At 40.7% G+C, this 13304-nt stretch carries 9 protein-coding genes and 1 pseudogene; 4 read left to right on the forward strand and 6 right to left on the reverse strand.

All coding sequences use genetic code 11. From position 1 onward, the window contains the following. Window positions 1–210: 210 nt before the first annotated feature. On the reverse strand, window positions 211–2769 hold the full coding sequence (locus L3V77_RS19380) for a DUF294 nucleotidyltransferase-like domain-containing protein (RefSeq protein ID WP_275137889.1): 2559 nt from the start codon (window positions 2767–2769) through the stop codon (window positions 211–213). Between the two features lie 369 nt (window positions 2770–3138). On the opposite strand from L3V77_RS19380, the gene L3V77_RS19385 reads away from it, so the two are divergent. Further along, complete coding sequence (locus tag L3V77_RS19385; RefSeq protein WP_275137890.1) at window positions 3139–4599, forward strand: DUF3360 family protein; 1461 nt, start codon at window positions 3139–3141, stop codon at window positions 4597–4599. An 88-nt stretch (window positions 4600–4687) separates the two neighbouring features. Here L3V77_RS19385 and L3V77_RS19390 read toward each other — a convergent pair whose 3' ends face one another. After that, window positions 4688–4978, reverse strand: coding sequence for a putative quinol monooxygenase (locus tag L3V77_RS19390; protein WP_275137891.1), 291 nt, complete (start codon window positions 4976–4978; stop codon window positions 4688–4690). A 671-nt stretch (window positions 4979–5649) separates the two neighbouring features. Between L3V77_RS19390 and L3V77_RS19395 the strand changes: the two genes are divergently transcribed. Then, window positions 5650–6276, forward strand: a complete 627-nt coding sequence (locus L3V77_RS19395; protein WP_275137892.1) for a class I SAM-dependent methyltransferase — start codon at window positions 5650–5652, stop codon at window positions 6274–6276. Between the two features lie 45 nt (window positions 6277–6321). On the opposite strand, the gene L3V77_RS19400 is transcribed toward L3V77_RS19395, so the two are convergent. The 4 genes and pseudogenes from L3V77_RS19400 to L3V77_RS19415 form a co-directional block, all read right to left on the reverse strand. Next, complete coding sequence (locus L3V77_RS19400; RefSeq protein ID WP_275137893.1) at window positions 6322–6519, reverse strand: hypothetical protein; 198 nt, start codon at window positions 6517–6519, stop codon at window positions 6322–6324. A gap of 470 nt (window positions 6520–6989) precedes the next feature. Further along, complete coding sequence (locus tag L3V77_RS19405) at window positions 6990–8282, reverse strand: DEAD/DEAH box helicase (protein ID WP_275137894.1); 1293 nt, start codon at window positions 8280–8282, stop codon at window positions 6990–6992. A 382-nt stretch (window positions 8283–8664) separates the two neighbouring features. After that, window positions 8665–9260, reverse strand: a pseudogene (locus L3V77_RS19410) (tyrosine-type recombinase/integrase). Window positions 9261–9419: 159 nt separating this feature from the next. Then, a complete protein-coding gene (locus L3V77_RS19415; RefSeq protein ID WP_275137895.1) occupies window positions 9420–10748 on the reverse strand; it encodes a PLP-dependent aminotransferase family protein in 1329 nt (442 codons plus the stop codon). A gap of 216 nt (window positions 10749–10964) precedes the next feature. Between L3V77_RS19415 and L3V77_RS19420 the strand changes: the two genes are divergently transcribed. Together L3V77_RS19420 and L3V77_RS19425 are read left to right on the forward strand one after the other, a co-directional pair. Beyond that, the gene (locus L3V77_RS19420; RefSeq protein ID WP_275137896.1) at window positions 10965–11834 is read left to right on the forward strand and encodes a DMT family transporter; all 870 of its coding nucleotides are present in this window, start codon (window positions 10965–10967) and stop codon (window positions 11832–11834) included. Window positions 11835–12317: 483 nt separating this feature from the next. Further along, the gene (locus tag L3V77_RS19425) at window positions 12318–12980 is read left to right on the forward strand and encodes a hypothetical protein (RefSeq protein ID WP_275137897.1); all 663 of its coding nucleotides are present in this window, start codon (window positions 12318–12320) and stop codon (window positions 12978–12980) included. Window positions 12981–13304: the final 324 nt, after the last annotated feature.

Here is a 13304-nt window from a genome sequence, read left to right on the forward strand (position 1 = left end):
AGTATTGCAAAGCTCATACCACAAGTAATATTGTTTAATTTCAACTTGTTATAAAATTAAATTTCAAAATAATATCAGATATTTCAATCTGACACTCATAATGACAAAACCGACAATACAATCATTCGAACTTAAACAAACACCAAATACTTAAAGGCATAAAAAAAGCTGGCAAATAGATCGCCAGCTTCTCCTTATTCGCCTCCAATATTAAAGAAAATCTCGCGTGACTTTATCGTGGAATATTGAAATATGGTTCAGCACATTCTTTAAGTTTTTCTGCTCTAGTTCAGTTATATCGCTAAGCGCCAGAGCATCATTCACTTTACGCAAATCTGTGTATTCGATGATCTGATTGATAAATCGCAGTTGCCAAATATGGTCAAAGATATAGACCATTTCACGAAACGTAATCGCGTCGATCTCTCCTTGCGCTAACAACCCTTTCAATCGAGCCATGGTATTGCTTTCTCTGATATCATGTTTAAGGGCATAGATTCGACAAAAAATCTCCATTGGCCTCAGACCTGCTTTTAAGTTCAGTGATGCCCTACCGTCATAATCTTCTGTTTTTATCTCATCTGAGTTATTTAGAGGTATCTCGTATGACAAGCAATTTTGCGCATAAGTAGGCAAAAAATCAGGATGTATATGGAGTAGTTTTTGAATGTGCGACTGAATACCATTAACTAAGTCGGCATGACCATAAGTAGAACGAATATCGAAAAACACGTTGAGCTCTAAAATCGACTCAGGTGAAGCTTGTTCAATCCAAAGACTAAAGTTTTCTTCCCACTCTTTTTGACTCAGGCACCATTGATGATTAGACGCCATAATTAGCCCATCACAATAACTATAACCCGCCTGATTAAGCATGGCACATACCTTTTCTGCTAAATGCAAAAAGTAGCGCCGAATTGACTTGAGGTCTGCATCCGCTGGCGTTTCAAACACGATGGCATTATCTTGGTCGGAGAAGAGTGTCATATCATGACGCGCATTACTGCCAAACGAAATAAAAGAAAACGGCACAGGCGGCTCTCCAATATCATTGATAGTAAGCTCGATAAAACGACAAATTGCGGCGTCGTAGGTACTGCCAATGAGACGGCGTAAATAATCAGGTCGAGTGCCAGTTTCTATCATATCTCGTATAAGATCTGGAAGTCGATTAAGTGACTCTACGACTTGCCCATGACTACTGCCATTCTCTATCTCAACCACGATATTACTGCTAATCTTTTGGTAGTTAGTTATGTTATTCATTGGCCCAAATCGACCACCATAAATCTTACGCACTATGGGGCGGAATGTAATGACATGACCAAGCTTCTCTGACAAAAATATTCTCGATGTACTCAATATTATGTCGACCTGCTTGCCCCCTTTTGATTGAAGCTGAGCCTCAAATTCTCCCGGTTCACTGTCATGATTAAAAAGCGATAATAGATGGCGTAAAACTTCCGTATTTTGAGGGCTGTCTGAAAAAAGATCTTTCCAAATCGATTGGGATTTCAACTCAGTGTCTGTATAACCAAGCAACTGGTGGAGCCGACTATTAGAAAAGATAACTTTGCCGTCGGCAGTCAGTATGTAACCTTCATTTGAAGACTCAACCAAAGCTCTATATCTATTTTTCGCTTCATGTAGAGCTTTTTCAGCCCGTTTTTTCCGATTTTCAATCACTTTAGATTGAGTAATCACGTAGCCCATGATGACAATCAACCCAATGGTTATCACAAAAAACACACGGTATAACGTACTTTCAAGAAAATCGATCCCTTGTTGAACATCTTCAAAGTAGACACCCGTCCCTATGATCCAGCCCCATTCTTCGACCCCTTCAACATAAGTCATTTTAGGGGCAGTAATACTCGGGTCATCTTTCCACTGCCACTGATACTCGATAAACCCATGTTGCTGAGCAGCGACCATTTTGGCTATCTCAACAAACACGGGAAAACCGGTGGTATTTTCACTGTCGGTGTAGTGCGTTAAATCTTGCCCTTTTAACTCTTTTCGATAAGGGTGCATCACCATTTTTGGCTGCATATCGGTAATAAAGAAGTAGTCTTTATTTTCGCTACCATAGCGCATTGCTTTAATATCCGTCGCCGCTTGAGACTGAGCATCTTCTTTTTCCAAGAGACCTCGCTGCTCTAATGCGACATAACTGTCAACGATACTGACTGCCGTTGATGTCAACTCCTTAAGCATCTGGCGTTTTTGTGACAGCATTGAGTCTTCCACAAGCGGAACAATGACGTAAATGATGCTGGTAACAAACAGTACAATAGCTGCGACGGTTGGCAATACAATTCGAAGACTGAAACTCGCGAGGGTGTTTTGACTCTCCTGCTGCGAAGAGGGCAATCCATTAAAATAGTCGGCTAACTCGTTCGCATCTAAAACTTCACTGAGTTCTTCGCCGTGAGTGGCTTCATGAAACCTTGCAGTGAAAGTACCGTTTTCAAAATCCGCGCGAGAAGGTAAGTAACCGTCGTAATCATCTCGCAAATGGGTTTCAAACACATCTTTGATCTGCTGATTAGTGTATTTATCACCAAATTCTTTAATCGCTTCAAAAAGGGCTTCTTTACAGTGACGAAAACGACGATGATCATAGGGATCATAGTCCATTTTTCTGGCCATTCTTAACGAATGGTCAGTTCCATCATGGTCAAAAAAACCATCAATCCATTTGTGAATGTCTTCGCCACGAACACCAAAAAGATTTTCTGTACGATTAGCGTGCTCGGTAATTTTCATTACGTATATTTATCTCAACAGGACTATTGATAAATGAATCATATATTGTGCGCTAAGTAGCAAGTCTACTCAAACAACCACATTACACCCCAACTATTTTTGATAAATTAATCTAAATCAATAATTTTGCTGAATGGATTTTATAAACTTAGCTTGATTTAATCGTTTTCATTCAATCTGAGAGGTTTTCTCTCAGTAATTTATCATCGAGAAATACCAACCGTCATTTTCCCTCTTTATTACTAACCATTTAAAGAAGCATGGTAGCGTCTGGGATGTCGTCTAGTACTGGTTGAAGACCAGTATACCACGCGCAAGTGGAACGTGACTGGCTATGGTAAAACTCGAAATCCTTATAGGAATAACTATATGTCTGACAAAGATAAGAAGTTTTATAGAGATATGCGCAAAAAAGCGCAAGATTTTGAAAGTCGAGAAGAGTTTCTAAACCATGATCTTAAAATCATGAACTTTAAGCGTTGGGGTATCCACTTGCCTTCACGTGATTACAGTATTGAAATAGAAGACTTTGTACCAGCACTTGCTGCAACAATTGGTAAAGTTGTGATGGTAACCGCGATGGTTGCAGTATTTGCAGCGCAGTTTGGTCTTTCGCCTGAGTTTGTTGCAGAAAACGTTCGTTACGAATTGCTTATTGCCGGTGCTCTTTTTGTTATTTTATTCTCCGCTATTTTGAACCCGAACGCTAACTTGGCTGGTACGCATGGTCCAATGATTCCGCTCATACCACTCATAGCCTCTGCGGGTGGACACCCGTTAGCATTGGGGATAATGGTTTGTTTATTTGGTTTGACGCTCGCCTATACCAAAGGTGGCTCAAAGCTCATGACACTGACCGGTGTTGGAGTACGAGGGGGACTACTTATCTATTTAGGTGCGGTAGGACTCATTGGCCAAATTAATAAGACTGAAGCTTGGGCAGCAAGTACCGACCAAGGCTATATCTCATTTGCGGTCATTGGTATTACTGTTTTGGTTTACGCTTATCTAGCAAAAGTAAACAAGCGCTGGTTAGCCATTCCACTGTGTTCTTTAATCGCAGGTGTTGTTGCCTACGCACTGGGCGCTGAGTTTTCCTTTACAACGGCACCTGGATTGCCTCATTTCAGCCCGTTCTACTGGTGGGGTGAAACAACAGGTTGGCAATTAGGTTGGCCAAACCTAGAGCATTTCATTGCAGTAACACCTTTTGCGCTTTTAGCGGTTGCAATGTGGTCACCTGATTATCTTGGTCACCGTGTTTTCCAAGAGCTGAACTACCCGAAAGAAGCAAAAGGCGTATTAATGGATGTTGATGACACCATGACTGTTGCTTCAATCCGTCAAGGTGTTGGTACGCTATTAGGTGGTGGTAACTTAGCATCATCTTGGGGTACTTATATGATCCCAGCAGCGATTGCGAAACGTCCTATTCCAGGTGGCGCATTACTGACAGGTATCATGTGTATTCTTGCTGCTGTGATTGGTTATCCAATGGATCTAGCGATGTGGGAACCTGTATTGCGTGTTGCACTTATTGTGGGTGTGTTCCTTCCATTGCTTGAAGCTGGTATGCAAATGATTCACAAGCACAAAGATTCATTAAGTGCTGGTATTTGTATCTTCGCTTGTGCCTTTGTAAACCCGGTATTTGGTTGGGCGGCGACAATGCTGCTTGATAATATGGGACTGATTGGTGATCACGAACGTGCTAAAACACTTTCGGCTAAAGACAAATACTTAATCCCAGGCATTGCATTTATTATCTGTGTTGGTTCACTTGCGGTTGTAGGTCAATTACCCGGTATTCCTGCGTTGATTGGTAACTAAAACTGAGCCATAACTCATAGTAATCAGTCGCCAACTAATAAATAATAAGGGCACGAAAAATAATTCGCGCCCTTATTATTGCTCGTTTTTAAGCCAGTTCTGTCATTTCATTTACAACTAAAGGCTCTATCTTTCCTTCAGTATTTTTTACAAAAGCTTGAAAATGTTCTGTCTCTGTGTGTTTTTTTAGCATCTCAGGACTTTGCCACATTTCAAACATCACAAACAATCCATCGTTATTATTGTCAGCTTGTAGACGATACTCAATACAACCTTCATCTTGACGCGATGGCGCGACGAGCTTTAACACTTCTTGCTTAACAAATTCACTTTGACCCGGTTTCGCTTCAATTTTTGCTAAGATAGTTAGATTAGTCACGTTGTTTTCCTTTCTTTATTTTCAATAAAATTCATTTTACACCGAGCGATTGAAACAGAACGGCAATCATAATTCTACTCATTTTCTGATAGGGTGAACTAGAATATCAACCGAATTGGTATTAATCAGTTGCCGTGAGGTTAAGATTATATGGTTCCAGAAGTCATGGTGATGGCTGCAAATAAAAAGGTCAACGTTGTATTTTTGGATAACTTCTGGGAGCTTAATACTTATATTTTCTGTACCAGCCAACGCGTATTTGATAGAAAATTCAGAACGAATGATAAAACGTTCAAGTATCGATTCGTCTTTTCCGCAACGTTCGCACGACTCTCCTTGGCATTGAAGTCAAAACACTCCGGATAGATTTCACCATGAGTGCTGGCATTAAATTTTGAAACCATTCCAGGACTGTTTAGATTGAGAAGTCAAAAAAGACAATAAAGATTAAACCCCAAAAGCCGGATTAAAATCACTCTACCATAAACAAGCTTTTAGAAGACAGTTTAGGCTAGAGTGTTATTTATTAAAGTAAAATTTCTATTTTTTGCGGAGAATCAACCCATGAGAAACAATTGACACAGATCATGGATGATAATGATTATCAGTTGTATCTTATTATTTCAATTTTAATTAGTCACGCTCATATAGACAAACGGAATAGAAATATTATGGAAAAGGAAACGTACTGGTCCAAGTTCGCTGATAACTTCGACCAAAAAAGCTTAAACATCGTCGGCAAAGCCTCTACAGAAATAATCCAAAATGCTGTAGCCAACCAAAAGGACTTAGGTAATACACTCGAACTAGGATGCGGTTGCGGTGCATTCTCAGATATACTCCGATTTGGAGCCAAACACCTCACGGCCACCGACTTCTCTGATGAAATGGTTACTGCTACAAAGAAACGCTTGGAAGGCTTAGACTGCATCACCATCGAAAAAGCAAACTGCTTCGAACTCCAGTACCCAAAGAATTCCTTTGATACCATATTCGCAGCAAACCTACTCCACATTATACCTAACCCAGAACTTGCACTGCGAGAATGGAAAAAGGCACTGAAACCTGACGGCAAGATTATCATCGTTAGCCTTACCTCCGAAGGTATGGCAGAAGAAGATCTTCAGGGAATGGTCACTCGCTATCTAGAGAACTTCGGCCAACCATCCCCAACCGTACAAAAACTCACCGTGGATAAGGTAAAAGCCATGCTGAGTAGCGCCGAGTACAAAATTGAGCAGACCACTTTAATCGGCGGGACAACGAAAGCCGTTTTTGCCATCGCCAGACACCAATAAGACAGATTTTAAACTCAATCAGGAAGTCCTTTCAGTTCTGTAGTATTACATCGCAATGTCCACACGGACATAACTGATCAGGTATACCACACGCGCTTCATCTACCGCAGGAAAAGGCATATTTTCTACAGGGGCGGCTTTGTTTCGTTCATAGGCCGAAACCGTTGAAAAACTGGTCATCAGAAAGAACAATGGCAATAGTTCATTGGCAAACTTAGTTAAATATGGGGTAAACAAAAACATGGGTTACTTTCTTTGAACTTGCTTGTTATTTGTCCAGTATACATTGATTTATTTTTATGAATCGACCAGTGACCGACAGATACTACACAGATTAGAAAAAGTATCTTGAAACCTTAAACGCTTGTGATAAGTGTGTCCGAATTATGCACCAAAAGCCAGTTCCAAGACTTCGCTTTGATTGCAATAGTTAGTGATCGATACATCATGTTTAGCTCGGTTACCAACCAGAATTAACTTAACACCCAAGTTGTGACAAGCTCGAAGGTCACTTTAGGACGAATGTAATCGGCGTTACTGCCTAAGTCGAGTTAACACTTTTTGATAGCTGCGATTTGATCTCTTATGAATTATTGAACAAGCATGGAAATCGAAGGTTGGAAATAAAGCGAGAGTAGAAAGAGATCTCACTGGGCAAAACAAAAAATCGCCGATTGATTTGCATCATCGGCGTTTAGTGTGCGTTGACTCGCTTACTTCTTAGTGGCTGTAGCTCTATTTCTCACGATATTACGTAATCGAGCGCATCTCTCAGCAGAACCCTGGCTGGCATCAGAAGGGTTGTTCGTACGAGTTTTACGGTCTTTGAACGCTGGTTTGCTATGCATTTTCTGCAATAGTGCATCACGGTTTTTTGGCTCGTAGCCTGCTTGCTCTACACGTCTAATCGTATGACCAATTAACGACTCTACTTGTTGCAACGTCAGTTCTTCTTCACGGCTGACAAAAGACACAGCGTGTCCTTTTTGGCCAGCTCGACCTGTTCGGCCAATACGGTGAACATAATCTTCTGCCAAAAATGGCATATCGAAATTCACTACGTGCGGAAGGTCTTTAATATCTAAGCCGCGAGCAGCCACATCGGTTGCAATCATCACACGCGCCTTGCCTTCTTTAAACTCGTCAAGCGCTCTACGACGGGCACTTTGTGCTTTATCACCGTGACATAGTACCGCTTTAATGCCGTCTAGTTTGAGTTCTTTCAATAACATGTTGGCCGTTTCTTTGTAGTTCACAAAGACCAATACCTGTTTCCAATTCTTACGACCAATAAGTTCAGATAACATTTCATACTTTCTTTCTTGGTCTACTGGGTAGACAACATGCGCGATAGTGTCTGCCGTCACGTTTTCTTGAGCTACGGATACTCTTTTCGGTTGATTCAACATTTCCGTCGCTAGTTTGTTCATTTGCGGAGAGAACGTCGCCGAGAACAGCATAGTCTGTGGCTTCGTTGAAACACCAGACATAATGGTTTCAATTGATGAAATAAAGCCCATGTCTAACATACGGTCGGCTTCATCGAAAACCAAGAACTCAAGGTTCTGTAGGGAAACACTTTTCTCATCCAGATGCTCAATTAAGCGACCTGGTGTTGCCACTAAAATGTCAACACCGTTCTTTAGCTTTTGAACCTGAGATGACATTTTCACGCCACCATAAATGGCAGCAACACTCAATGATGTGTACTTGATATAATCTTCAATGCTTTGCGCAATCTGTGCGGCCAATTCACGAGTTGGTGCAAGAACCAGTGCTCGTGTTTGAAAATGGTTATTAACTTTGGTCTTGTCTAATAGCTGCTGAATAATTGGCAGAGCGAAAGCGGCAGTTTTGCCTGTCCCTGTTTGAGCATTCGCTAAGATATCGTACCCTTTACGAGCGAGTGGGATCGCTTTCTGCTGAACAGGAGTAAGTTTTTCGTAGCCGCACTCGGACAGTGCTTTCACAATTTCTGGAGAAAAATTCTGAGATGAAAATGACATTGTTGTGTTCCTAAAATTAAGCGGCTACGACCACGTAAAGCATAACCAAAAATACGGTCGCAGATTGTAGAACAAACTGTATCGGAACGGCAGACTTTTTACCAATTAGTCGCAATAAGCTCGAAAATATGACAATTTAACGGCAACAAGTCCTTTAGAGACCATGTTTTTCAAGGTAAAAGTGCTGTTTAACCACTCCCAACGACTGACAGTGTAGTGGGTTAGCAAATTTGGTCAGATAGTTAGAATTCTAGGCATGAAAAAAAGTAAGTCAAATGATGCTTTAGTGAAGAGTGTGTTCAATCGGTCGAAACACACAATTGGGCAACAGCTTGTCAGAAAAGTGGCTAATGGACCCCTTAAAAAATAGGGTTCCTTTCTACTAACCATCAGTTCCTTTAGAAAGTAACAATGCGTCTTCTAATTCAACACCAAGGTAGCGGATCGTGTTATCTACCTTTGTATGTCCAAGTAGAAGCTGAACAGCTCGAATATTTTCGTTTTTGCATAAACTAATGTCGCTTGGGTTCGTCTCATCGAATGGGGGCCATACAAGTTAGGACCAAGCCCAAGATTTGACGCCCATTTTCTAACAAAGTATCGATAGTACGAATAGCTGATTGGTTGTCCCTTTCTTCTTTGCCTTAGAAAAAGAAAGTCGCTGGCATTTAGTGAAGCAATAAAAATCCATTTCATTAAACTTTGGTGCGTTCTTGTCGTTATTTCAAATTGAACTTCAATGTCTGTTTTTCTCTGGATATGCTTAACACGATTAAATATCCTATCTTGCGAAGATATATCGCAAACCCTGAGCGGGAGCAAATCACTCGCTCTAAGTTTGCTATCAATAGCTAAGTTAAGTAGCGCAAGCTACATCAAACTATTTTCAATCTCTAGTCTGGTTCTGATCCGCCAAACTTCCTCAAGCCGAAAAGGCTTTTTCACCTCACTTCGTTTCATTTTGTTGAAAACCACCATGATGGCCTCCTTCTTTATTTAGTCATCACGATTGTAGTAGGAAGGAAATGGACATAAATAGTTAACTACTGCCAATTAAACTAATCACTTCGAGTTGTGGTAATAGAGTTATAAAGTTAAGCCGAGTATCCAGTATTATTAGTGCAGATCAAAATTAATTCATATCTCAAATGCGGATATACTAGGTGGTTTTTGGATTAATTTTGCTAAGATATTAAGGCCTCGAGCAACTCTTATTTTGTCTACTTCATGGCTTAAGCATATTCTTATAGCTTCAGGGGCATCGGCGACGTTTGGTGCAAAACATCGTCCGTTATTTACGAGCACGCCATATTTCGCACATTCCATACAGAAGTGGTCCGCTCTGAACTGATCCGGAAGAGGGATCCAGATATGAAAGCCTTGCGGATCCGCCATAAAGTCCAAACCAGTCAAGATAGAACGCGCCAGTGTTTGACGCTCCTCTGCGGCTGCGCTTTGCTTTATGCTTAGTGTTTTCGCAGTGCCATCGTTGATTAATCTTGCAGCAATTTCCATTGTCAACGGTGGCGTCATCCAGATGCTTAGATTTACCGTATGACTCAAAGCAAGAGAAAAACGAGAAGGAAAGTACAAAAAGCCCACTCGTAATCCGGGAGCGACAGTCTTCGACAGACTGGTGATATAAACGGTATGTTCGGGCGCTAGCAATGCGATAGGAACTGCTCGATTCCTCTTGAGAGGAGCGAACACATCATCTTCGATGAGAATCACATTATACTTCTCAGCGATCTCCGCAATTTCTTTACGACGATGAAGTGATAACGTTACAGTTGTTGGAGCTTGTAATGTTGGTGTGAGGTAAAATGCTTTGGGTTTTGCTTGAATACAAAGCTGCTCAAATGATTCAGGTATAACACCGCCATCATCCATAGCAACGGTTGCAGTATACAAACCAAGACGTTCTGCTATTGCGATTACTGGTATATAGGTCAATGCCTCGGTTAATAACAAATCACCAGGCTGAAGAAGTGCCATGAGTGCACACAATATGCCATGTTGCCCCCCCATAGTCGGAATTATTTGATCCGTATTAGCATCAATCCCGCAGCCAGTTAACCAAATTTTGCCAGCCTCTTTGTGAGTCGAAAGGTCATCTTTCGTCTGATAATCGAGTAAGGCAGATACATTTCCACTATAAGAAATGTCTTTAAGAATACGCTTGATATCAGTGTCAGCAAAACCAGGCATTGGTAGATTACGCGACAGATCAATGGGTCCCTTAACTTCACGATTTAAATCAGCAAGAGCACCCACAGGTAGATTTTCATTGATGGAACGAACAAACGTACCTCGCCCAACTTCACCCTGGATAAGCGCTCGTTTGACGGCTTCTTTATAGGCTCGGCTTGTCGTGTTAGGTGAGATACCAAGTTTGTAAGCCAGTATACGGTGTGGCGGCAGTTGTGTGCCTTTCGTCAGCATTTCTGAAGCGATATCTTCAGCCATTGCTTCTACGATCCGCTTGTATATGGGCCCGCTTCGGCCGTTGAGATTTGGTATCCAGATTGCCATCAGTGCAATATATCAATTGCACTGATTTTTATCAAGCGCAATAATGAATAAATCAGTACAATTTTTACTCAGTGGTATTCTATGTTTTACGCGACCTCCTCTATAAGTAAGGGTGTAACTTTATCTCTAATCTGCTTGGTTCTCTTAGGGATGATGCCGATAATTTCTAACCTTCGACCATTAGGTGTTGGAGCGCTTTCATTCGCATTTGCGTTGTCTGTCTGGCAAGTGGTTTTTGCGTTACCTTTATTTATCTATGAGCTTAGAAATAAAACGAAAGGCATTTTCGGTTCAAAACGTTCACCCCAAGAACGCAATCGTATAATTTTGACCACGTTATTTACTGGTAGTTTATTTGGTTTATCGACTTATCTTTATGTACTCGGAATAGAAAAAGCTGGCGCAGTGAATACTTCTATTGCCATCCAAGCCTATCCACTTTTCGTCATTTTATGGGAAAGCCTTTTCTTAAAACGGAAAAAGTCGCCTGTTGAACTAGCGTTGACCGCCGGGCTTGTTATTATACTTTACTACTTAGGAACCGATGGAACATTGCTTTTGTCTGGAGTATCAACATGGTTCCTCGTTTCCCTCTGTATACCATTGCTCTGGAGTATCGCACACGTCATAATTAAAGAAGAACTCGGTCGTACTCCAATAACCCCAATACAAGTTACGTTTTTCCGAGTTGCAATTTCAGCCCTTTTTCTCTCTATCGCCCTCACAGTTATTGCTCCCAACGAGATAATAGCCAGTTTTGATATAGTCTTTCAGGCAACGTCTGTGATCATGGGATTAGTATACTTTCTCGAACTGATCCTTTGGTTTTATGCTGTACGATATATTGATGTCTCATTTGCAAGTTCCATCATTACGCCTTGGCCAGCAGTAACGATGGTGCTGGCTTACCTCTTTCTAGGCGACCAGATCGAGCTTTTCCAAATAACTGGGGGATTGATTCTCGTGCTATGTATTTATGGATTAACACTAGCAAAATTCAAAAAAGAGAGCGATATATGAGAGGATCAAAAGGTTCAAATAGGAGAGTTCAGAAGTGTTACGAGCAACAACTCAAAACGTAATTGTGACTTCTAAAGATACTCGAATTAGTGCACAAATATTAATGTCTCCTGTGGGGGGCTCCATTTTTGTCAAAAAACTCGTTAGGAATGTGAATATTCCTACTTTATTATTAGTTTCTGAGAAAGACGAGGAGTTAACTGAGAAGTATAACTCCCAAATAATAAAAAATGGTCTTCAAAATACAAGGTTGTTAACTTACAAAATAATTCCTAATGCAGGGCATTACTCGTTTTTTAACCGCTTACCCCGATTTTTTGAAAATAGAGTTAGATGTAATTGCGCAAGATCCTGATGGCTTTGATCGTGTTGATTCCAAAAAACATTGGAAACCATTTTGCCACTTACCTTAATAAAGTAATGTAACCACAAACATAATATGGACGTTAGCTTTCCATTCCGTGAATGAACAGGGATTAAAATATGAGGCAACTGCAACTACTTTCGGGTTTCTCCGCGATTGGAGAAGGAATCATATATATTTTGGCGTTTTTATATTTTGGAGCGCTATGGGAGTTTCCTCATGGCGGTGACTCAACTCAAATCATGTCATTTATGCGAGAGCATCAGTTTAGTTTTTCGGCAATCAATTTTCTTATGTACATTATTTTTGGATGTTTATTGGCGATACTGGTCGTCGGAATCTATCAAAAATTGGTAGATAAGTGTCCGGCCCTTATTCAAGTAGCAACGCTATTTGGAGCTGTGTGGGTTGGCTTGGTTATCGCGAGCGGAATGATTTCAAACATTGGTTTAGCCTCAGTACTAAATATTGCCTCCGATAACCCCGATAAAGCCTTGGAAGTATGGGGCGTGATTAATATTATTGTAGAAAGTTTAGGTGGTGGTAACGAATTGATTGGTGGTCTATGGGTCCTTTTATTGAGTGTAGCGGCCTTGAAGGCAAAAGAATTTTCTTTGCCATTAAACTGTTTGGGTATCATTGTTGGTTCGATCGGAATTTTAACTGTCTATCCGGCAGAAATTTTAACTGAAATGTTTGGAGTATCTCAAATAATTTGGTTTTTCTGGCTTGGCCTAATTCTAATCCGTAACCCTCAAGACCTCGCAAGCGGCGTTGGTTAGCTCTGCGTTATATTCAAATGAGGTAACGGCGAGTTTAAACGATTTTTAAATGGACTTGTTTTTGGAAGTGGTTTTGCCATCTCTTTCGTTTTCATAATTTATTTAGGTTTGTAAGTTATCATTCCAGCTGTCATCAATAGTTCAAACACGGTTCCTGAATTTCAGGATGCACAATCAGCTGAAGTTATTGAACGAGAAACCTCAACTTCACCCAAGATTACAGAAACTGAGTTCTGGCAAGTTAAAACAACAAAACAAAATGTTGAAATTGAAAAGCTCGAATACCCGAAAGTGTTACCCATAGATGGAGTTGATATAACGATG

This window comes from Vibrio sp. DW001 (genome assembly GCF_029016285.1).
Classification (GTDB): Bacteria; Pseudomonadota; Gammaproteobacteria; order Enterobacterales; family Vibrionaceae; genus Vibrio.

Coding starts and splice junctions, on each gene's coding strand:
- L3V77_RS19380 (WP_275137889.1), bottom strand. CDS start 2,769: ATGAAAATTACCGAGCACGCTAATCGTACAGAAAATCTTTTTGGTGTT.
- L3V77_RS19385 (WP_275137890.1), top strand. CDS start 3,139: ATGTCTGACAAAGATAAGAAGTTTTATAGAGATATGCGCAAAAAAGCG.
- L3V77_RS19395 (WP_275137892.1), top strand. CDS start 5,650: ATGGAAAAGGAAACGTACTGGTCCAAGTTCGCTGATAACTTCGACCAA.
- L3V77_RS19400 (WP_275137893.1), bottom strand. CDS start 6,519: ATGTTTTTGTTTACCCCATATTTAACTAAGTTTGCCAATGAACTATTG.
- L3V77_RS19405 (WP_275137894.1), bottom strand. CDS start 8,282: ATGTCATTTTCATCTCAGAATTTTTCTCCAGAAATTGTGAAAGCACTG.
- L3V77_RS19415 (WP_275137895.1), bottom strand. CDS start 10,748: ATGGCTGAAGATATCGCTTCAGAAATGCTGACGAAAGGCACACAACTG.
- L3V77_RS19420 (WP_275137896.1), top strand. CDS start 10,965: ATGATGCCGATAATTTCTAACCTTCGACCATTAGGTGTTGGAGCGCTT.
- L3V77_RS19425 (WP_275137897.1), top strand. CDS start 12,318: ATGAGGCAACTGCAACTACTTTCGGGTTTCTCCGCGATTGGAGAAGGA.